This is a genomic window from Flavobacterium defluvii (assembly GCF_900129555.1).
Lineage (GTDB): Bacteria > Bacteroidota > Bacteroidia > Flavobacteriales > Flavobacteriaceae > Flavobacterium > Flavobacterium defluvii.
In genome coordinates this window covers 23,849-48,026 of sequence record NZ_FQWC01000010.1, presented here as the reverse complement: position 1 = coordinate 48,026, position 24,178 = coordinate 23,849, and the positions used below count along the sequence as shown (strand labels likewise).

Annotated in this window: 12 protein-coding genes; 3 read left to right on the top strand and 9 right to left on the bottom strand. The window is 34.1% G+C overall.

Annotated features, from left to right (window positions below; all coding sequences use genetic code 11):
• Positions 1–10 precede the first annotated feature (10 nt).
• Complete coding sequence (locus tag BUC29_RS18540; protein WP_073417677.1) at positions 11–1,852, top strand: hypothetical protein; 1,842 nt, start codon at positions 11–13, stop codon at positions 1,850–1,852.
• A 530-nt stretch (positions 1,853–2,382) separates the two neighbouring features.
• Here BUC29_RS18540 and BUC29_RS18535 read toward each other — a convergent pair.
• The 8 genes from BUC29_RS18535 to BUC29_RS18500 form a co-directional block, all read right to left on the bottom strand.
• On the bottom strand, positions 2,383–3,363 hold the full coding sequence (locus BUC29_RS18535) for an endo alpha-1,4 polygalactosaminidase (protein ID WP_073417676.1): 981 nt from the start codon (positions 3,361–3,363) through the stop codon (positions 2,383–2,385).
• Between the two features lie 356 nt (positions 3,364–3,719).
• A complete protein-coding gene (locus BUC29_RS18530) occupies positions 3,720–5,522 on the bottom strand; it encodes a glycoside hydrolase family 2 protein (protein WP_073417675.1) in 1,803 nt (600 codons plus the stop codon).
• Between the two features lie 203 nt (positions 5,523–5,725).
• On the bottom strand, positions 5,726–7,144 hold the full coding sequence (locus BUC29_RS18525) for a hypothetical protein (RefSeq protein WP_073417674.1): 1,419 nt from the start codon (positions 7,142–7,144) through the stop codon (positions 5,726–5,728).
• 278 nt (positions 7,145–7,422) lie between these two features.
• Entirely contained in the window at positions 7,423–8,322 is a 900-nt protein-coding gene (locus BUC29_RS18520; RefSeq protein ID WP_073417673.1) for a PKD domain-containing protein, read from the bottom strand.
• A gap of 139 nt (positions 8,323–8,461) precedes the next feature.
• The gene (locus BUC29_RS18515) at positions 8,462–9,556 is read right to left on the bottom strand and encodes an endo-1,4-beta-xylanase (RefSeq protein WP_073417672.1); all 1,095 of its coding nucleotides are present in this window, start codon (positions 9,554–9,556) and stop codon (positions 8,462–8,464) included.
• 218 nt (positions 9,557–9,774) lie between these two features.
• The gene (locus tag BUC29_RS18510; protein WP_073417671.1) at positions 9,775–11,367 is read right to left on the bottom strand and encodes a RagB/SusD family nutrient uptake outer membrane protein; all 1,593 of its coding nucleotides are present in this window, start codon (positions 11,365–11,367) and stop codon (positions 9,775–9,777) included.
• A 43-nt stretch (positions 11,368–11,410) separates the two neighbouring features.
• On the bottom strand, positions 11,411–14,437 hold the full coding sequence (locus BUC29_RS18505) for a SusC/RagA family TonB-linked outer membrane protein (protein WP_073417670.1): 3,027 nt from the start codon (positions 14,435–14,437) through the stop codon (positions 11,411–11,413).
• A 320-nt stretch (positions 14,438–14,757) separates the two neighbouring features.
• A complete protein-coding gene (locus BUC29_RS18500; RefSeq protein ID WP_073417791.1) occupies positions 14,758–18,891 on the bottom strand; it encodes a hybrid sensor histidine kinase/response regulator transcription factor in 4,134 nt (1,377 codons plus the stop codon).
• Between the two features lie 46 nt (positions 18,892–18,937).
• Between BUC29_RS18500 and BUC29_RS21785 the strand changes: the two genes are divergently transcribed.
• Positions 18,938–19,063, top strand: coding sequence for a hypothetical protein (locus BUC29_RS21785; protein ID WP_262489320.1), 126 nt, complete (start codon positions 18,938–18,940; stop codon positions 19,061–19,063).
• A gap of 25 nt (positions 19,064–19,088) precedes the next feature.
• Here the strand turns inward: BUC29_RS21785 and BUC29_RS18495 are convergent, their stop codons facing one another.
• Entirely contained in the window at positions 19,089–20,216 is a 1,128-nt protein-coding gene (locus tag BUC29_RS18495) for a serine hydrolase domain-containing protein (RefSeq protein WP_073417669.1), read from the bottom strand.
• Between the two features lie 947 nt (positions 20,217–21,163).
• On the opposite strand from BUC29_RS18495, the gene BUC29_RS18490 reads away from it, so the two are divergent.
• The gene (locus tag BUC29_RS18490; RefSeq protein WP_073417668.1) at positions 21,164–24,172 is read left to right on the top strand and encodes a SusC/RagA family TonB-linked outer membrane protein; all 3,009 of its coding nucleotides are present in this window, start codon (positions 21,164–21,166) and stop codon (positions 24,170–24,172) included.
• Positions 24,173–24,178: the final 6 nt, after the last annotated feature.

Genomic DNA, 24,178 nt, shown 5'->3' with positions numbered 1-24,178 from the left:
TGTTTGAATCATGAAAACACTTCCGCCAATCAAATTGCACATAGTTTTTCTGTTATGCCTGGTATTAAATTTATCAGCACAAAACAAATCGGCAGCAAAGAATTTTCTTTGGGAATTAACTTTGCCAACAGCTATGGACCGAGGACCTATGCGAATTGGTATTGGCGGAAGCTATTATTTTGAAAGGGAAACAATTGGTCCAAAGCACTACGCCAATCTGCATATTTCATTTACAAAAATGAGCTTTCTTGGCAACGGAATTCCGGCATACAAATATAACGGTATAGCATATCTGGCCAATGCAATGGATGCAATAGATGGTCTCGGCGCTTCAGGTTTTGACAAACTAGCGGTAACTTCAATAAATATGCAGATTCAGGTACTTGCTGCACAAGCCAATTTGGGAGGTTCAAATCCTTTTATTTCAATAGGAGCAATAATAGGCGAAACAAACAGCGTTAATCATGCTGCTGAAATTTCTAAAGAAACAAATCTAGATCATCTTGATTTAATGTGGGCAGGCTCGTTTATTACCAATCTTAACTGGAACAATTCATCAGACTTAGAAGCCAGAATCCGTAATCTAATAAAGTTACAGCAAAATAAAGAAGACTACAAAAATGTAATACGGCAAGCTGATAATGCATTTAGCAGAAACAATCTTGAGGAAGCTAAGAATTTATATGGGCAGGCTCTCAGATTATTGCCAAAAGAAAGTTATCCTGCTGCACAGCTGGCTAAAATAGAACGTGTTCTAGCCGAAAAACAGAAAAAGGAAGATACAGTCAAAAATGAAGAAACTACTGTTGAAAGCTCTAACAATCCAGAAGCCGTACGCCCTGTAGTTAAAACACCTCGCCAACAAACACCTGAAGAAATCAAGCAGGCAAAAAATCAGGAAATCCAGGCAAAAGTAAATGCTCAGATGGCCGACATTCGACAGAAACAGGAAGCTGCAAAGCTATTAGAAGCCGATTTTGTAAGCAAGGCCAGTAATTTATCCCAATCTTTCAGTCAGGGAAATGCGGCATCCAATTCAGCAGAAGCAATTAGAGAGGCTGGTTTGGCAGATAAAATTTTCAATTCAATTGATGAGATCAATCAAGAATATAGCAGGCAGATGCAGATTATAGAGCAGGAATCCAATAATTATGCAGCCGCTAAAGCCGCTTCAGTCTCCAGTTACTTAGATGCTACATCAAACAGCGGTTCTCAATATGATGCTGCCATAAACGGAAGCATGAAGGCACTTGGAGGCCTTTTAAGCCAAATCAAGGCTGATAAAATAGAGAGAGAAAACAAAGAGCGTCTACGCGAAGAAAGAGAAGCCCAACTGGCTTTACTGGAAAGTAAAAGAAAAGCGGCCTTGTTTGGTATCAGACAAAAAATGCTTGAACTTTTTCCAGAAGGCAGATTGCCTTTGGAATCAAATAATGTAAAACAAAACCAAGTATATGTATTTGCCTTCATAGCCGATAAAAATGCTCTCTTGACACAAGAAATGGGTTCCATAGCCATTAGCAATGTCATAGCGGTTGAAAAACTAGACGATGGAAGTTTCCCTTATAAATCTGCATTTGCAAATAATCTTAAGAAATTCGGTGTTGGCAAAGTCAGCATTGTAGGCTATTATTTAAATCAAACTGATGCTGAAAAAATGCAGAGCTCATTTATTGAACTAGCATCAAAAAGCAGTTTGCAGATTAATCAATTTAGTTATGGTGATGAATCTATGAAAAAAAGTTTCAAGACAGTAAACACAAATGATTTTTGGGAAACTGGCAAAAGCAATGATACAGAGAAATCTAAAAAAACAGAAGCCAAAAAACAAGAAAATTTTTGGAATGATTAGCCATTTATCCAGCAAATAAATTATCATTATAACTTAATTAAAGACGATTCATTACAATACAGCTTTTATTCTTGTTGTTTTCAGTTCCAGAAATTAACTTAACAGAATATGACGAATTCAAATTAAAAATACAAAAGAGCTCCAAATTAAAGTGCCGCAAAATGTAATTATAATTTTTTAAGAAAAAGCCTTAAGCTTAAGTATTTGACAACAAGATTGAAGGCAAACCTATTTAAAAAAAACATACAAGCCCAAATGTCTTGACTATGTTACTATAATTGGATTAAATGCACCCCAAAAACGAATAGTGAAAAAGTCCTTGCCTTTTTCTATATCTGTATCATCTAAGAAGCTCATCGCAGCCAGATTGCTGCCTGATGCATAGGAAACCAGTCGTGCAATTCAGCTGACTGTATCCAATTAATATTTTTAATTTGAAATTATACTATAATTTTAGTTTATCAGTATATCCCCAATTAAATAACAAGTTTCAGCGAATCGGATTCAAATGATATGAATCCAACAATAATTTAATTTTCATAAAACTCAAAAGCATCAATTATATCCAAATAAACACCATCAAAATTCGCATCGATTATTTTTTTGAGATATGAATTATCATTACCATATATGATATTTTGCCAATCAGCATTCCAATATTTTACTTTAAAATTCCCTTTCCAATTAGGATTTTCAGCGTCCAGCCATTCGGGACGGGTGCTGCTCCAGTTTTCTTTCCAGTAATACCTGTAATTCTCTGCTTCACCAATAGACATATAAGAAATTACAAGTCTTTTCCCTCCATTAGCCTTGTTTTTTAACTGGTTTATTTCAGTTTTTGAAAAAGCCATTCCGTCTGTAAAAAATAAATCCATTATCAAAAGATCATAATTTTTAGAAGTTACTGCTTTGATGAATTCACTTTTACTATTAAATTTGGATGGATTGATGAGATAAAGAAAATTCTTTGCCTGAGAAATCTCAGTGACTGTATTTGCATTTTCTTGGTAAATTGGATTTGGAAAAGCCGGAATATTATTTAGTTCTCTTTCATTAGCGGCAAACGAAACGTATCCGGAATTTCGATTTTGAAGATATGAGTTCTCCATCTTAGACGGATCTGAACAATAATCTGTTACCAAAATCACATTCCCTGCTTTTTTGGATATGTTGAGTAATTCCCGCAGATAAGAGTTATGCTTATTGTCTGTAGCAACATTGTCCTCGTCGTATCCGAAAAATAAGTCTTCCTGACCGTTGGCATCAATAGCGTTAAGGTAAGATATGTGCGGATTTCCAGATGCATCTCCATTGCTTGAAACCAACTCAATGCCGTTTTGAGGAATGATGTTGAAAGCTGGATTTTTAGACTTTGCATATTGACTTATTCCTATTACAAATTTCCGCATTTCCTCTTTATAATCTCTTGCATCTGAATAAGAAATATCATCTTTCTGACATGATAATAATACCGAAAAAAAGGAGATCAATAATATCATATTGTTTTTCATATTTTATTTAAATGGATTTATATTAATTAACGCAGAAAAAAAATGTTTATTTGATACATTTAAATCTAATGCCCATCTAAATTTGAAGTTGCCTTTAATTTTGACACAAAAAGCTAATTTGTTTTTTATGATGTTCATCATTCTCAGTTTTTTGTATTGTAACTTTTAGTTTTTTGCAAAAAAAAGAAAGACTCAAACCCTTGGAAAGAGTTTTAAATTTGTGAAAATATAAACTCAATGAATATTAGAGAGACATATCCAGAAAAATAACTCAAATCAAAGATAATTTAAAATAAAAAACTCCAAAACCATAAATGATTTTGGAATTTTCAATCAAATTTATCTAAAACATTTTATTATTTATATTCTTTTTCTTTTTGCTCGTACCAATCTTTCATTACATAAAAAGCTTTCTTTTTAATTCCTTGATCAGAAATTAATCCTTTACGGTTGAAGAAATCCTGAATATTTGGCAACTGTCTTCTTGGAGATCTAAAGTCAACTAAAATCCATGGAGAAACTCCTGCCAAGCCTTCAATGCGATTGAACATTTGTGTGTTTTGAATATATAATTCTTCCTGATATTCTTCGTTCCAACGTTCTTTTTTATCTCCATGACGACCTTGTAAAGCTTCGCCTCCGAATTCGCTGATAATAACCGGTTTGTTGTAGGGAATTACCCATTGCATGTCTTTGCAAGATTCGTTTGTTCCTCTATACCAGCCCAAATATTGATTAAAACTTACAATGTCTACAAACTCGTTCATATTATCATGAAGTGTATTTACGTTATTTGGACTTTTGGTCACTTCCATTGCCATACTGATTAAACGAGAATTGTCCTGCGTGCGTGCATATTTTGCCAGCTTACTTAAGAAAATATCTCGATCATCTCCATGCGGTGTTTCATTGGCAATCGACCAAATTACAATTCCACAACGGTTTTTATCACGATAAATCATATCGTGCAATTGTTGTTCTGCATTGGCATAAGTATCTGGATTTGTCCATGAAATTGTCCAATAAACCGGAACCTCAGACCAAATCATTAACCCCATTTTTTCTGCTTGTTTTACCATGTTTTCGTTGTGCGGATAATGCGCCAGACGAACATAATTACAGCCTAATTCTTTTGCCCAATTCAACAAAGTAATTGCATCGTCTTCAGACCAAGCTCTTCCAGATCTGAAAGGTGCTTCTTCGTGAATACTAATGCCGCGTAAAAAGACTTTTTTTCCGTTTAAAAGAATTTCTTTGCCTTTAGTTTCAATAGTTCTAAAACCAATTTGATCTGCAATATTTTCATCGGCTTTAGAAATGGTTACCTCATATAATTTTGGTTTTTCTGGCGTCCATAAAATTGGATTGGCTTTTATTTCAAAATATGCTATTCCTTTTGCATCTGTCGTAATGTTCTTTTTAATTTTCAATTCAGGAATAGAAACCGAAACAGATTGGTTTGCTATTTCACTATTTAGTTTTATCCAGCCAGAAATTTTCCCTTTTTCTTTTTTATCCAATTGAACCAAATAATCTTCAATATAAGTATTCGGAACCTGAGCCAAAGTCACATCTCTTGTGATTCCGCCATAATTCCACCAATCCATATTTACGGTTGGCACATTATCTTTGTGGCGTTTATTATCAGCTTTTACCACTACGAAATTATTCCCATCAACCAATAAATCGGTTACATCAAAATTAAAAGGTGTGTAACCGCCAACGTGTGTTCCTGCCAGTTTTCCGTTTACATAAACTTTCGCATCGTAATTGACAGCTCCGAAATGAAGAATCCCTTTGGTTTTTGCATCTTTTTTATAATTAAAGTCTTTCTGGAACCAAACCGTTCCTTCGTAAAAAAACAATCTTTCGTCTTTGCTGTTCCAATCTGACGGAATATCCATTGTGGCAGAAGTCGCAAAATTATATTCGGTTAAGTCTGTGGTATTCCATTTTTTATTCTCGAAAAATCCGTTGTTTTTAAAAGGCATTAATCGGTAATCGTAATATCCGTTTTCAAGCGGATCTACAATATAACTCCATTTTCCGTTTAAGGTAATATTGTTTCGGGCTGCAATATTGGAAACTAACGGAATTTCCTGTGCAATGGCTTTTCCCATAAGGAGAAAACTACAGCACAGCATTACAATTTTTTTCATAGTTTTTATTTTTAATTATATGGATCTAATTAATTTAAACATATAGAAACATAGATTTTCTTTGTGTAGAAAAAGACGTTTCACTTTTATAAATACACATAGCCGGATTTTACTAACAAAGTTTAGCTATGTGTTAGAAACTAGTTTCTTTTAGTATCCTTTATTAAGTCTAAAAAATCTATGTTTCTATGTGTTTAAAAAAATTACATTTTATCAAAATAACGCGTCAGCTCATAAGCGTTATCGTTAATCACTTTCATCTCTTTTAATAGAGGCAAATACGGTTCAAAATTACTGTTCACAATTCCTTTGTTGGAATCTCGATTTGAGTAATCTGTACTTAAATCCTGCGGATCATTATCCATATATTTGAACCAATGCCAGCCTACTGAATTTTTATTTTTCAGAAGTTCTAAAGTGAAATTCTGGTAAAAAAGTCCTCTTTCTTTTTGTGTTCGAACCAGCCATCCTGCGCCTGTATTATTGGGCAAACCTGAATCTTCTCCTTTAGTGTACCATTCTGTAATCAGAAACGGTTTTCCCGACCATTCGCCCCAATTGTTCATTAAATCCTGACTTGGTTCCCATTTTCTGTAATGATTGATCGAAATGATATCCATATACTTTCCTGCCACTTTAAAAATCTCCGGATTGGTTAGTTCCTGATCTTTATCCTGATTGAAACGACATCCTAAATACATATGGTTTGGGTCTGCTTTTCGAAGCGCATCAGTTACTTTTTTCATATACGTTTCAAAATAAAAAGCCGTAAATGCCATTCGGTCTTCCTGAGTGATATCAGATGCCGAAGCATTAAAACCTTTTCTTTTATCCAGCCATTCTTTTGCAGCAATATAGCCCTGCTCATCTTTAGCCAATAAAGTTAAATGTTTATCTAATGCATCGTTATACCAAGGCAGTTCATTATCTGTAAAATAACCCATCAAATACTTATCATTTTTGTACTGAGAAATCTCTTTTACCGATTTTTCGATGTAGGCATCAAATTCTTTATCAAAAACCATAACCAAATCAAAGCGGTAATTTTGCCAGCTCGCTTCTTTATATTTTCCTCCATATTTTTTAATATGATCAGCATGATACATTCCCATTGGCGAAATAATCACGGTATACACCAACGGATTTTCGGCATTTTTAACCAAATCAACATTTGACCACGCTCCTACGCCATTAAATCCGTTATCTCGAAGTAATTTTGATTCTTGGTTTACCCAATTTTCCTTGCTTCCGAACTTTTTATCAAATGCTTTCTGCTGATTTACTGAACGCCCCGCATTGAAAACGGCAACACCCTTAAAAATATACGGATATCCCTCCGGATCGATAATCCACCATCTGTTGTCTATTTTTTCTGTTCTAAAAAATCCTGTTGCTTCTTTCTGCCACATTTTAGAACCGCCGTAAATCGAACCTGGCAATTGCTTTTTTATTTTAAATCCAGGCAGTTTATCAATAGTTTTTGCATCATAAGCAACCCATTTTGGATCTAAAGCATTTTGTCTGGCTTCGACTTTTTGATAAGTAATTTTATTCTGAGCATTCAACGATATTAAACTTGTAAAACAGAATAATACGCAAATGGAATGTTTCTTTAAATTCATTTTTAATTATTTTTTTAGAGTAAATACCGTCACAATTTTTTAACACATAGTCCCGATAGCTATCGGGATAGATTTTCTTTGAGTGTAAAAGACGTTTCACTTGCATAAAATGAACATAGCTAAATTTTATCCGCTGCTCTGCGAGTTGAAATTTCTCTCGCAGATTGTGCAGATTTTTAAATGTTTAGATTCACAAATTTTAGCTATGTGTTAGAAACTAGTTTCTTTCTATATCCTTTCCAAGTCAAAAAAAATCTATGTTTCTATGTGTTTAAAATTTATTTCGATAAATAAATGTGATCGAAATCGAAAGTGTAGTTGTTTAAAGCTCTTACATCTTCCGGATCAACGCTTCTTAATACTAGAATATCTTTGATTTTGGTTAAATCTAATGCAGGGTTTTGTTTTTTGTAATCGGCAATTGGAATTTTAACCATGTTCCAGCTTCCGTCTCTTTTTAGTCCGTATAAATTACTTGTGGCATCAAATTCAACATAACCCGTATTAGAAGCATCTTTCATTCTAAATCTGATTTTTCCGGTACTTGTAGTTCTTACTGCCATATTGATATAAGTGTAAGATGAAATATCGGTAACATTCACAAACTGTAAAATTGCCATTGCCCATTTCGCTTCTGCAGCAGGCGGTGTTGCAGGAAGAGAGAAATTTCTATAAGCCCCTTCATATCCATCAGCTGCCACTTCTTTTATCACAAACTGATTGCTTGAAACCCAGTTTAAAACCGGAGCTGTTTTTGTGAAATCAGGATTTTCAGAGTAGATTTTAAGTGCATCTGCCGGAATAACAATTGGCGGAGTTGGCGGTGCTTCGACCTCAACTGTAAATGTTTTCTTTTGAATGGTATTATCTACAAAAGTGATTTCTAAAGTAGTCGTAAAAGTTCCCGCTTTGGTATATTTTACTTCAATATTAGGCTCAATTGAAGCTCCCGGCGAACCGCCTGGAAAAGTCCATTTTATGGCACGTACTTTTGTTGACGAATCGGTATAAGTTACTGTTTCTCCTCCTTTAATAGCGGTATTTGTTGAAGTCGCATTTAATTCTCCTTTTTTATAAAGATATACTTCGCGTACATCGTCTTCGCAGGAAAGCAAACCTATAAAAAGCATTAAAAGGAAATATTTTAATTTGGGTATATGGGTTAGTTTTATTTTCATGATTTCGGTTTTTTGGTTATTATTTTATAGAAAATAGAACAGAGATTATAGAGAAAAGACCTCTCATCAAATCTTATTTCTTCTCTTCCTTTCTATATTCTATTCTCTATATTCTATTCTCTATATTCTATATTCTGCATTATTTCAATCCGTCTAAGAATCCCTGATAAGCTGGTTTTTTATTGTAATCAGCATCTAAAAGCAATGGATATTCTTTTGAGTGCCAGAAACTTGTCAGCCAAGTATATTTATCTGTTACTCCCCAGGTTGAAATGGCAAACTTTTGGGTTTGAGGCAGCTCTTCATACATAGCGGTAATGTATTTATAGGTTTCTGCCTGTTTCTGATTTTCAACATCATTAAAAACATACGAATCTGATTTTCCGGTATTGACTTTAATATCCAATTCTGAAATATGAATTAACAATCCTGTTGAAGCAAGATCTGTAAAACCAGTTTTCATGGTTTGTCTGTTGGTATCTGTTGCGTAGTGAAACTGATCTCCTATCCCATCAATCGGCACTCCGTTAGCTTTAAATCTGGTTACCATTTTTTTGATGGAAGCTCTTTTTCCTCCATCTAAAACTACGCTGTAATCATTATAAAATAATTTTGCATCTGGATCGGCTGCTTTTGCATATCGGAAACATCTTCCGTAAAATCCGATTGGATCTTTAAATAATGAATTGATTACCGTTTCGTTTCGCATGGCGCCGCCGTCAGCAAAAACTTCATTAACAACATCCCAGCTTTTTACTCTTCCTTTGTAACGTCCTACAACATCAGTAATGTAGATTTTTACTTTGGCTTCAAAAGCGATCGAATCGTATTGGGCCTTTTTAAACCATTCCGGAAATGAATCGTACCAAACCAAAGTATGCCCGTGAACTTCTAACTTATTGTCTTGGGCAAAACCTACTAAATAATCAGCGGCTGTGTAATTATATGCTGTTGAAGAAGTCCAGATACTCGCCATTTTCATTTCAAATTCGGCTGTAATTTGATTGTAATGTTTTAAAACAGCATTTTTATAATTGGCTTCGTTTTGCAGATCTTTCATTTTTACAGCAGCTCCAATTTTAAACTTTGCTTTTTCTTTTAAGGTCTGCGTAATCGGATTTGGATTTCCCGAATCGCCTTCATCTGCATATTTCAAAACTACTTTTTCATCGTTGCTGCAAGAGGCAAACAGCAAAGCAGTTAATGTTACTAAAATATATTGTTTACTTTTCATGTGTTTTCTTTTTAAATCCGGAAGTCGGATCAGGAATATTCTAACTTCCGGATGGGTTATTACTAACTTTAACCTTAACTTTTTTGGGTTTAATTTTTTAAACACATAGAAACATAGATTTGTTTTGAACATAAAGGCTTTTCACTTGTTTAAATGCACATAGCTTTAACTTTTTAAAAGAAATATGTTTCTATTTATCTATAAATCAAACTTTAAACTTAGTTGTATCCAACATTAAATCCTTCTGGTTTTCCCATCAAATCAATCTGGCTCTGTGGAATTGGCATATTTACCATTGCCGGAGTCATTTTTAAAGGTACTTCTCCAGAAATAGTTCCGGAAGGACTTGAACGGAAATAGAGATTTTGTCTTTCTACTAAAAGCCCTAATCTTTTTAACAAGAACCATCTGTTGTTTTCAAAAGCCAATTCTCTTGCCGATTCGTCTAAATAATTGTTTAAAGTCCAGGCTGTCAAATCGTAAGTGGTTACGGTACTTTCAGGATTTCCTGTATAACCTCTTCTTCTTACTTTGTTTAGATAAGCTAATGCTTTTGTATCGTTGCCTAAATTATGATGTGCTTCTGATGCCAGCAGATACGTTTCTGCCAATCTGTAATACATATAATCTTTGTAGCTGTTTGAAGTCATTGGCAGTTTTTCGGTATCATGATATTTTTTCAAACTCCAATGCCATGCTCTGTAATTTCCATTTGGCGCAGCAATAGCCGGATTGGTAATGGGCTGTCCGAATTTTGGATTTCCGGGAACATTGATTTTATAATCTTGATAATTATCTGAATAATAATAAGTTTTGAATCGGAGATCGTTTGCCTGATCGTAAAGAGATTTCAGATAATTATTTGGATAAAACCATCCTAAAGCCTGACCTCCATAAGCCACATCCTGAATTAGTTCGTTTGGATTTAATTCGTAAGTTCTTTGTGTAAAAACGCTGCTTAACCACGAACCACCGCCTCCAGCTAACCCATCTGCCGGGCCTAATAAAAAGTCTTTTTGATAAGTAAAAAGAGATTCTTTATGATTGGCATTTTGACCCCAGACATCGGCAAGAGCTACTAAACCATGTGTTCCGTCGTTAATAATGGCGTCAAATTGCGCTGCAGCTTCTGTCCAGTCTTCCTGCCATAATGCGCTTTTTCCGCGAATGTGTCTCGCAACTCCCTGACCATAACGGCCCGGATCTACTTTAAAAGGAAGATTGGCAATTGCATAGTCTAAATCGGCATCGATTAATCGATATACATCAGCATCGCTGGCTACTTTATATTCTACCGGATCATTGATGTTTTCAGGAGTTGTTGGAATAGTATCAATTAAAATACCTCCATACATTTGTTTTAAATCCAGATACAATTCGCCTCTAATAACGCGTGCCTGCGCTACTAATCTTTTTTTGGCATTTTCATCCATTTTTATAGTTCGTGCCGATGTAATAATTGCCGAACATCTGTCAATAATTTTATAGCCCTGAATCCATTTTGAGCCTGTAAACGATTGTGGATTGTGCCCTGTTCCGTAAGGTGTATTCCAGGTTCTATGCAAACCTAAATCGGTTGCTGCCATAAAGAATACATTGGCCCATAAATCGCTGTTGTCCCCAGATGGCAGATTGTAATAACGCATCTGGTTGTAAAGTGCATTAACTCCTACTTCTAAACCAGCTGGAGAATTGTAGATATAATCTACAGAAACCTGATCTTTTACGTTTTCTTCCAGAAAATCTTCACATGAAGTAAGTCCTAAAGAAAGTACAAATATCAAAACAAATAGAAAATTTATATTTTTCATGATCTTGTTATTTTTATTTTATTGAATGTCTTAAACTATGTTATTAAAAACCTACTTGTAAGCCTATAACACAAGTAACAGGTTCCGGATAATCGTATACTTCTTTCTCTGGACTGTAAGACTGATAATCTGTAAGGGTAACCAAATTGCTTCCGGTTACATACAATCTCATATTACTTAATCCTAATGGTTTAAGTGTGCTTTCTGGAAATTTAAATCCAACAGAAACGTTTTGCAAACGAATGTAAGAGGCATCTTGTAATCCTAAAGTATTGATATATGGCGGATCGTTTCCGTCTCTTGGTCTCGGCCAGTTTCCTCCCGGATTTTCAGGTGTCCAGTAATCTTGTTTGATACCGTTTTTAACTCCTCTCAAAGAACCTCCTTTTACATAATCGTATAAAAACGGGTTGTCTCTTGTAATACCCTGAACCGTATAAATATCTGCCGAGAAATCGAATTGTTTGTATTCTAAAGCCAATGAAAAAGTTCCAAACCAATCTGGCAGTTTTGATGTAATGACACGGTCTTCATTCGGGTTTGGATTGGCTCCGTTTGAAGGATTAGCATCGTATAATTTTATGTCTCCCGGATATAAAGTTGTTCCTGTAACAATTGGAATGGTTTCTCCTTCCTGATAAATTCCAACAGCTTTGTATTGGTAATACACATCAATTGGTTTTCCTATAAACCATAAGTTTCCAACATCATCATCTTCTTTTCCGTCTCCGTTGGCATCTTTACCATAAATACTTACTATGCTGTTTTTGTTTTTAGTGAAAGTAGCACCAACATTCAGCCTAAAATCTTTCTTTTTGATTAAATCACCATTTAAGGTAATTTCTAAACCTTTGTTGTTTACTTTACCAATATTTGAAAGTTTTCTGGTATAACCTGTATTTGCATTTAGGGTTTCATAAATCAATAAATCTGAAGTATCTGTATCGTAAACCTCAACAGTTCCTGTTAATCGGTTTTTAAATAATCCAAAATCTGCCGCAAGGTTTAACTGCGTAGAAGTTTCCCAGCGCAAATCCGGATTAGACAATTGTGTTCCGGGAACGTATCCTGATACTTTTATTCCGTTTATGATATAATCTCTCTGATCTGCAACCGCCATACTTTGATATGGGTCTTTTGGCTGGTTTCCTACTTTACCATAACTGGCTCTTAATTTTAAATTACTAATAACCGGAACATGTTCTTTCATGAAGTTTTCGTTTGAAACATTCCATGCGGCATTGACAGCCGGAAAGAATCCCCATTTATTATTCGCTCCAAATACTGAAGATCCATCGGCTCTTCCTGAAACTGTAAAATAATATTTGCTGTCAAAATCATACTCTAATTTTCCTGCAAAAGAAATCAGCGATCTTTCATTTCCTCCAATTTCAGGCGTATTTAAGAACGCGCTTTCTAAACCATAAATCCCAAGAATATCACTCGGAATTCTGCTTGCTGAGTTTCTAAAATCATTGTATTCTGATGAGGTAAGTTCATAAACTCCCGTTACGTTAAAATGATTTTTTTCGGCTACATTTAAATTATAATGCAAAATATTACTCAATTGATACTCTACATTATCCTGAAAACGAATATAACCGCTTCCTTGTCCTGAGTTTGCAATTCCTGAAAGTGATTTTGAAGTATTGAAAGACATGGCTTTGTAATTCCAAGATCTTCGGCTGGCATTTAATTTATACGTAAAACCTTTTGCTAAATTAATATCCAAAAATATATTCATGATATCATTTCGATTCAACTCATTTGTTGTAGTCTCGTAAATATCAATAAGCGGATTTGGTGTTTCCTGAATTCCTCCCGGCAGATAACGGAATGATCCATCATCATTGTAAATTTTTCCTAATGGAGATGTTGTAATGGCATTATTTAAAACATTACCTACGTTTGGTCTGTTTGTTTCCGAGAATTGAAGCGAAACATTCATTCCTATTTTTAGCCAATCTGCTACTCGCTGATCTACATTGACCCTCATGGCCACTTTCTCGAAATCAGAATTTGGGATTACTCCTGTTGTATTAATGTAGTTGATGCTTGAAAAGATACTGGTTTTATCTGTTCCTGACGAAATGCTTAAACTGTGGTTATTGGTTGTACCTGTTCTTAGAGCATGTTTTTCCCAATCGATATATTTTCCTGATTGAACCGATTCTAATTCAAGGTTCGAGAAAACCTGATTATCTGGTCTGTAAACTCCACCATTGCTTGTTCTATATGCTTCTCTTTTTAACTGCGCAAATTCTTCTCCGCTGTAAACATCAAAATTTCTGTTGATAGTTTGAATTCCAGAAAAACCGTTGTACGAGATTTTTGCTTTTCCTGTTTTTCCTCTTTTGGTCGTAATTAAGATTACACCATTTGAAGCCCTTGCTCCGTAAATAGATTGTGCAGCGGCATCTTTTAAGATTTCCAAAGAAGCAATATCGTTGGCATTAATATCGTTAATGTTTCCGATTACAATTCCATCAGCAATAACGATTGGTTCGTTACTTCCGTTAATCGATTTTTTCCCTCTAATTTGGATTGAAGAAGAACTTCCCGGTCCGCCATCATTTAAACTTACCTGTACTCCGGCTGCTTTACCGCGAAGCATTTCTCCAACATCAGAAGTTGCCACTTTAGTCATGTCTCCAGGTTTTACCGAAGCCACAGAACTGATTACGTCACTTTTCTTTTTGGTGCCATAACCTACAACAATGATTTCGTCTAAAGCCTGCGAACTTGGTTTTAAAACTACTTTTAAGTTTTTCTTGTTTTCGGTTTCCACCGAAACCTCATCCATTCCGATGAAAGAGAATACAAGCGTACTTTTTGGGGCAGTACTAATCGTGAAATTACCGTCAAAATCGGTTTGGGTTCCTTTTGTGCTTCCTTTTACATGGACGTTTACACCCGGAAGAGGCAATCCTGCATTATCGACTACTTTTCCAGAAATCGGACTTTCCTGTGCATTAATTGTGGTCGAAAAAATACACATAAACAGTAATAAAACTAGTTTTAGATATTTTCCTTCACGGCAAAACATCTTGACACGTTTGCTTTTTTTCATAAGTTATTTTTTTGGTTAGTTAGATAGAAATCAGTCATGATCTCATTGCAAATGTGATTAATAAATGACGGTTTGAGGGGAGGAAAATATTCCAATTTAGGGGCGTCAATGTGTTTATTTGCATTTTAGCGCCTTTAAAAAGCATTATTCGTAATATAAACCTTAAAAAATTGTGAGGTGGTTATTTTTTTGATTATTTAAGCGCAATGCTCCCAAGGAATAAAAGCGCAAAGTCCGCAAAGTTTTAATATTTCAACTTTGCGGACTTTGCGTAAACCTTCTCTCCCGATAGTTTATCGGGATTGCGGTTCAATATGAGGTTATTTTTTTACCTGAGCTCCTTTATACTCACTAGGCGATAAACTATAAAACTTTTTAAATTCTTTGCTAAAATGCTTTCGGTCATTGAAACCAACTTTATAGGTTACCTCAGATACCGAATAACTAGTACTGATTAATAAACTTGCTGCTTTTTTTAATCGCATATTTTTTATAAATCCTGCGACAGAATAATTGGTCAGGGTTTGCACTTTTTTATAAAGCACAGTTCTGCTCATTCCTATTTCGCGAACCAAATCATTTACATCAAAATCTGTATTATCAATATTGTCTTCGACTATTTGGGTTAGTTTTTTCACAAATAAACCTTCAGGCGTATTTACATTTTCTAGTTCTGTATCAGAAATAAATCTTTCACTGTATTTCTGGCGCATTATTTCTTTGGCCGACAATAAATTGGCTATTGTCAGTTTTAATTCTTCAATACTGAAAGGTTTCGAAATATAAGCATCGGCACCAGTCGAAAGACCTTCGATTCTATTTAAAGTCGAAGATTTTGCCGTCAATAAAATAACCGGAATATGATTGGTATTTTGACTTGTTTTTAAAATCGTACACAATTCAAAACCATCCATTTCTGGCATCATCACATCGGTTACTATTAAATCTGGAATTTCCTTTTCCATGTATTCCAGCGCCTGTACTCCATTTGTAAATTTCAGGACTTTATAATCGGTATATAAAATGTCATACACAAAAGAGAGCACTTCTTCATTGTCTTCAATTACCAGAACGGTCTTTTTAAAAGTGTTTTCCGCATCATCCAAATATTCTGGTTCATAAAGATCAATTTCAGTTTTAACATCCGAAATCGGATTTGCATTTTCTTCGATCTTAACTGAATTTTCAACAATCTGCGATTTTTTAAAATGCTCTTTTCCTTTCTTCAATTTGATTGTAAATATGGTATTGAAATTAGCATCGGCTTCTGTCTGCACTTTTATTTCGCCATGATGCAGTTCTACAATGCTTTTGCTTAAAGCCAAACCAATTCCGCTTCCTAAATTGGCGCTTCCTCGTTCGTCCAACTGGAAAAAGTTCTTGAAGATTTTTTTCTTTCTGTTTTCTGGAATCCCAATTCCGTTGTCTTTGACTTTAATTTCGATATAATCTTCACCTTCCTTTTGTTCTACTGCAAGAGTGATTCGGCCATTTTTACTGGTAAATTTAAACGCATTCGAAAGCAGATTGTAGATTACTTTCTCCATTTGGTTTTTGTCGAAATAAATCAGAGCCGTATTGATATTCAGCACAAACTTATAATCGATTTTTTTCTCGACTGCAATTCCGCGGAACGACTCGTAAATATCAAAACAAAATGAAACAATATCCTGTTGTTCGCAATAGATTTTCATGCTTCCTTTTTCAGCTTTTCTAAAATCCATTAATTCATTGACCAATTTTAACAATCGATCAGAATTGCTTTTAATGGTTTTCAGTTTATGCTCAAGATTTGAACCTTTTTCGGCACCGCTAAGAAGTTCTTCAACTGGTCCGCTAATTAATGTCAAAGGCGTTCTAATTTCGTGAGAAACATTGGTAAAGAAATCCAGTTTCATTTTATACAACTCTTCCTGTCTTTCTTTTTCAACTTGTTCCAAATAATAAGCTTGTTTTAATAATTCTCGATTTCTTAAAAAACGGAACAATAAAACCGAGGCGCCTGCCAATAGTGCGATATAAAACAAATAAGCCCACCAAGTCCTCCACCAGGGCGGTAACATGATAATTTTTAAAGTTTTAATTGTCGGATTCCATTCTCCTCCTCCATTCGACGTTTTAATTTTCAGCATATAAGTTCCTGAATTCAAATTGATCAGGTTAATATAATGCTGTGAGCCTATCACATGCCATTCGTCTTTATTAAAAGAGCTTTCCAATTTATACGCGTATTCATTTTTTTCCGGCGAAATAAAATTCATCGCACTAAACTCTAATCCGATGTATCCTTGATCGTGCTTTAAAGTGATTTCTGAAGTTTCGCTTATCCTTTTTTCTAAAAAAACCTCTTTATTTCCAGGTTTAATTTCCTCATTATTAACAATTAGCTTGGTTAAAACAATTGGTGATTTATCTTTTGTTTTAATTAATTTGGAAGGATTAAAAATGATTAAACCATTTGAACATCCAAAAACCAGTTCTTTTTCATTTAGTTTTATGCTGCAATTGTTTGAGAATTGTTTTACTTTCAAACCATCATTCGAAGAAAAAGAAGTGATTTCAAAATCTTTAATACTAGGAACAGGTTTTACATTTTTGGTTTTGATTTTATAAAGCAAATTATTGTCACTAATCCAGATATTTCCTTCGGCATCTTCTGAAATACTTTTGATGGTTTCATCTGTAAAACCCATCGAACGGTTGATTTCGAAGAAACGGCCTTTTTTTTCGTCAAAAATATTTACGCCTCCACTTTCTGCACCAATCCAAAATCGGTTTTTAGAATCAGTAAACATGACCGTAAGACTATTATTTGACAAACCACTTTTAGGACCTGCTTTGAAAACTCGGGTAACTTGTTTCAACTTTTTATCGAAATAATTTAAACCGTATTGTGTGGCAATCCAAAGTCCGTCCTTTCTATTTGCAATATCTGTAATGAAATTATCACTGAGTGAATTGGCAGAACCATCGGCCATATAAATTTCGACCGTTCCATCTGGCATTACTTTTTTCAATCCGTTACCATTTGTTCCCACCCAGAGATCTCCGTTATCCATCAATAAAGAGGTAATCGGACGTTCTCTTTCTTTGGAATCCTTTCGCGAAAGCGATATAAACTGAAATGTTTTAGTGTTTTTATTGAATTTAAATAACCCGTTGAAAGTTCCGCAAAATAAATTTTGTTCGTTTTGATTCGCTAAAACTGTTATCATGTTCACGCTTTTGTCAAAATCATGAGCTTCAATTTGATAAGAAGCATTTTTATTATTTCTAAAATCAAGATAATTTAAGCCTCCGCCATTGGTACCAGCCCAAACAGATCCATCATTTTCTTTTATAACAGCATTAACAAAGGCTGTATTCAGTCCGAAATTTGGTTTTATGACTTCTCTAATATTTGTGAAATTTGTATTCGTTTTCTGGAAAAAATTAACTCCTCCTCCATTCGTACCTATCCAAATATCATTGTGACGATCTTTTAGAAAACATTTGACATCATCATCAGAAAGACTGTAATTCTGTAACGGATTATGCCCATATTTTATAAACTCATTTCTGTCTTTTTTATAAACGCATAAACCATTTTTTGTGGCAAACCAGATCGTATTGTCATCAATAGAAACGATGTCATTTACCCAATTGGAAGACAAACTTTTTCTGTTATTTGCATTTAGAAGAAAATTGGTCACAGAATTTTTGCTGACCTCAAAACGAAAAACACCATTTGCTTCGGTAGCAAACCATAAATCGCCATTTTTTTCTTTAATAATTTTCCAGATTTTAGATTTTAATAAAGCTTCATTTTCTGCTAAAACTTTTGGAAGCGTTTTTTTCGAACCGTTTTTAGGATCAAAACATTCCAAACCTTTGGATGTTCCCACTAAAACTCCGTAAGTTCGATCGTAAAACAAAGACAAAACCCTGCTTTTTCTGAATGGCGAATTATGATCGTTTGAGATTTCTTCCAACAGATATTTCTGTCTGTTCAGGCGTTTGATTCCGCCAAAAGTTCCAATCCAAATTCGGTTTTGATCGTCTTGAATTATGGATGAAATATAGTTTCTTCCGCCTTTTATCTTCTGAACATCAACGCGCAAAAAGTTTTTTTCATTTTTATTAAAAAGATTCAATCCGTTATTGGTTCCAATCCAAAGCTGTCTTTCGTTATCTTCCAGAATTACATTTATATGATTGTTGCTGATGCTGTTCAGAATATCTTTATTGTAAACATATCGCAGGAAATCATATCCGTCATAACTAATTAAACCATTCGCCGTTCCAATCCAGATAAAACCTTTTTGGGTCTGATGAATACTCGAAATCATACTCTGCGAAAAACTGGTATCATAGTTAATATGGTCAAAGTACAAATCGGAACTTTGAGCAAATGAACTGACTGTTGCTGCAAAAAATAGAATAAAACTTAAAATGTAGTTTTTGATGTTTTTCATAAACAAAATAGAATAAACGCCCGAGTAATTTAATTTCAATAAACCTATGAAAAAAAATCAATCAAATGCATTGCAAAATAATGCTATTGCTAAAAATAAAGGAGGCAGTTTTTTCTTTTTAAGGGGTGTAGATGTACTTAAAATTCAAACATCAATAAATAAAACAAATTAAAATCTTTTATCTTTATTCAGCTTATTTAAGGTTTTAAAATTACATCAGACAAAGCAATCAGTTCGTTTTGCGTGTTTTGATCGGCTTCATTTGAAAGTAAAACAATACCCGAATTTAAATCTGGATAAAATATCATATAACTGCTAAATCCTAAGCTGCCGCCTGTATGTGAGATGCTCATGATATTATTAGTTTTTTTCAGTTTCCAGTTAAGTGCAATTGCATTATCTTCAGCCTTTCCAAAAGTCGGCTCGTGGCTTAGTTTTACAGCTGCATCTTTTTCGTTAAGTTGAAATGCCATGTACTTTAGCATGTCTGATATCGAAGATACTACACTTGCTGCTACTTGTAAATCTTCCCAATCAATAATAGGCATAATTCGTCCCTTAGCATCATAACCTTTGGCCATTTTTGTTGGTATTTTTCCAGACTTAAGTAAAGACGTATTTTTCATTTTGAGCGGATATACAAAATACATCTTCAAAAGGTTTTCATAGGTATCATTATAAACACTTTCCATAATATACCCAAGCAATTGAGCAGCTGTATTACAATGCCGTGAAACAGTTCCGGGTATTGCCTGTAATTTTACATTATGCAGATCACGGTAAAAATCCTGCCTGCTGTATTTTTTGTGAACAGAATCTAAAATATAAGGAATGTCATCAGGATTTGCTTTTCCAAAGAGGTCTTTATCTGGCATCCAATTGGGCAATCCAGATGTGAGATTAGCCAGATTTAGCAAAGTTATAGGCCTCCCATTACTCTCCAAATTGGGATATTCTTCCTTAAGATACTTACGTATATCATCATTGAGATTTACTTTACCTTCCAGAACAGCTCTGGCAAGCAAAGTTGAGGCAAATGTTTTTGAAATAGATGCAAGCTCATATACTGTACTGCCAGTTGGTAATTCCTGTTTTTCTCTTTGAGTTGAGCCATAATTATAAATAAATTGCTTTCCATTTTTTATAATACCTATAGAGATGCCTACCCTGGAATTATTATTCATAAATGTAAAAACTGACCGATCAACTAATGAATCTAATTTAGTTTTCAATTTGTTATCTGTGGGTATTTTCGTTTTATCTATTTGAGCAGAGCAAATTAACGCATACGCAAGAAAAGCTAGAAGCAAGAATACTTTTTTCATATATATTTCTATGTTTATCAATAAAGACTCTAAGAGAATTAAAAACGTTACACTTTAGAATAAAGAAAATGATAAAGCTTTTTCAGCCTCTTTTATTTACAACTTGTATAAAGGTTATCTCCAGAAGAAACAAAGTAATATTCTTGTTTATCATGCAGCCAATCCGATCGGTACTTTTAAAAATTATACAGTCCGACTTTGTTGAAATCGGTAACATGATCTCTAAAGTTTTTAAATGATTCTTTACTGAAAATAGAACAAATTATAGCATTCATAAAAAGAAACTTTTTGCAATCATGATGAACTTCTGTGCAAAATCGAGACAGCGCAGTTTTAAACTATGGATGATCTTTTTTAGAGATAGAATTTTTATTTCATTGTGGTATGGTGCATATTATCAGGTATTGCATTGTTTTTTTAATATTCATACAATATCTTAAAAGAACATTATTTTAAGAAACCGATTGTTTTTTTCTTATTGGTCTTTGCTTTTAAGACCCGTTTTTCTTTAGATAAATTTCAAAAGATGCATTTTATTGTAATTTAACAGCTATTTACTTATGTATTATCCGATTTTATTGAAATTTAATATTTTTTTTAATATTTATATTTTTTTTATAAAATCAGTCAGTTCACTAATTAATTATTAGTTTTTATTTTTAATTTCATTTTAGCATTATATTATTTTTATTTTTATTAGCTAAAAAATATTTTTAATGTTTTTATTTTTACTATTTTTTACTTATAATTTAAAAAAAACACAAAACAACCGATTGTTTTATTAATTGTTTTTATATATTTGTTAATGATATACCTACATTATACAGATTCATAATGAATCATTTTCTAAAAAATCAAAACAGAACCAAATAAATAATATCACATGAATTAATACAATTTAGAATACAACCATTTAACTATTTAAACCAAACAAAAAACTATTAACAATGAATGTAAAACTCAAAATTGCACTAATCGGACTGTTGATCTTGGGCAGTCATAGTATAATGGCACAATCAAAAACCATTTCTGGCGTGATTACAGACCCTTCTGGGTTTCCATTACCGGGTGCCAGTATTAATGTTGAAGGAACGCAGAATAGCACATCAACAGATTTTGACGGTAAATACTCTTTAAAAGGAGTTAGCCCTACCGATAAAATAACGTACTCCTATGTTGGCTTAATCTCACAAACTATCACCGTAGGTGAAAGAAACTCAATTAATGTTACTCTTATTCAATCCACACAAAATTTAAATGAAGTAGTTATAGCCTATGGTACTCAAAAAAGAACCAAGATTACAGGAGCAATTTCTACTGTAAGTTCAAAGGATATTGCTGCGGTGCCTATTACTAATGCTGAATCAGCTTTACAAGGGCGTGCTGCTGGGGTTACAGTTGTAAATGGTGCACCTGGCTCGAATCCTACCGTTAGTATTCGTGGTCTGGCTACAATGGGAAACAGTGCTCCTTTATATGTAATTGACGGAGTGTTAACTGGAAACCTTTCTGGTTTAAGTCCAAATGATATTGAGAGTATTTCTGTTTTGAAAGATGCCTCTACTACAGCTTTATATGGTTCTAAAGCTTTCAACGGCGTAATTATGGTTACTACCAAAAAGGGTAAAAAAGGACCTGGACAGTTAAGCTTTAGCACTTATGTTGGAGGACAGGAAGTGACAAAAAGATACAATGTTTTAAATACGCAACAATATCTTCAGTACGCTAAAGATTTAGGAAGCGATTTAACAGCAAGAGCAGCTGAGTTTGCAAATATCAATACCAACTGGCAAGACCAAATCTTTCAAACTGGAGTTATGCAGGATTACAACCTAAGCTTTTCAAATGGTACAGAAACTTCTACAGGACGTTATTCTGCGGAATATATGAAACAGGACGGAGCTATTATAAATACAGGTTTCGAACGTTATTCTTTTAGAGCTAATAATACTCAAGATATTGGCAAACTAAAAATAGGAAGCAACATAGGAGTTTCTTTCAGCACTATTAATCCAGAACGCAGCTCAGGCGGAAGAACATTATTAGAGCATGCGATTAAAATGGCTCCTTATCTGCCCATTTACAATGAAGATAATATCGGAGGATATCAGGGACCAAGCGCTATTGATGGAAACGATGCAGAAAACCCAGTGCGTGTGGCTAATTTAGGATATCAGAAAATTAATAATTTATCTATTATCGGAAATATTTATGCTGAATTGGAAATTTATAAAGGTTTGAAATTCAGATCACAAGTTTCGTTAGATTACTATACGAGTAAAGATCATACTTTTATTCCTGGTTTTCAGGATGGTTCTTATCACAAACAGGCATTTTCTTCAACAAACGAAACAAATTCACAAGGACAAACTATCGTTTTTGATAATAGCTTAACGTATAAAACGACTATTGCTCAAAAACACAACCTTGAAGTATTAGGAGTTATTACAAAAATTGACGGAAAATCGCAAAGCCTGGCTGCAGGAAGCCGTTACTATATTTCAAACGAAATTGATCAGCTGCGTTATAACGAAGGAAGTTTAGGATCTGCAAATTATGAAGAGAAAAACTTAGGATATATTGCCCGTATCAACTATGACTATGATGGTAAATATCTTTTAGCTCTTTCAGGACGTAGAGATGCATCTTCTCGTTTTGGGGCAAATAATCGCTGGGGGAATTTCTATTCTGTTGCTGTAGGATGGAATATAGCTAAAGAAAGTTTTATGAATAATTCTATTTTCAGCACATTAAAACTTAGAGCTAGTACAGGAACTACAGGAAATGATAGAATAGACAATTATCAATACAGCGCTACTTTATTGGCAAATTATAATTATCCAATTGGAGGAGCAAATGCGCCAGGGGTTTCTTTAGGTGTTGCAGCTAATCCAGACTTGAAATGGGAGTCAAAATTAGATAGAAATATAGGGGTTGATTTTGGTTTATTTGATGATAAACTGACAGGTTCGTTTGAATATTTTAACAATAAGAGTAGTGACATTCTTTTTGCTGTTCCTCTTGCTGCTTCTGTTGGATCTGCAGGTGGTGGAACTCAAATTCAAAATATTGCAGACGTAAAAGTAAGCGGTTTTGAAGTTTCGCTTGGCTACAATGACAGAAAAGGGGACTTTACATGGTCTGCAGTGGCAAATTTAGGAACAAGTAAAAATGAGGTAACGAGTCTAGCGCCTGGCGTAACTAGTGTATTAGGTGGCCCAGCACCAAGAGCAGGGCTTGAAAACTTCTCCAGATTAGAAGTGGGTCAGCCATTATTCTATTTTTATGGATATCAGACTAACGGAATTTACCAAAATCAAGCAGAAGTTGATGCTGTTTTTGGACCAGGTCAAACTGCTATAAAACCTGGTGATATTAAAATTGTTGACCGTGATGGCAATAAAGTAATTAATTCTGAGGATAAAACAAATATTGGAAATCCATATCCTGATTTCACTTACGGATTAAACTTAAGCGCTGCATACAAAAACTTTGATTTTAATTGCTTTATAACTGGAGTTGCGGGCAACGACATTTATAATGCAAATACTTTTGATCTAAAAGGAATGAACCGTTTATTTAATGCAAGTACAGATGTTCTAGACAGAGCAATTGTTCAAAACGGAGTTGTAACGAATCCTAATGCTACCTTACCAAGAGCTCAGGGAGCTGATATTAACTGGTCTTCAGCAAATCAGCGCTATATTGAAGATGGTTCGTTCACAAGATTAAAAAACATCGCTCTGGGATATACATTATCAGGAGATGCTTTTAAACCCTATTTTTCAAAAGCAAGATTTTATGTAAGCGGACAAAACCTTATAACAATTACAAATTACTCTGGTTTAGATCCAGAAATTGCGCGTGCAGATGCCAATGCAAATTCAGCAGGTATTGACTTAGGAAGGTATCCACAGCCAAAATCGGTGATTTTTGGAATTGATGTTACATTTTAATATTTA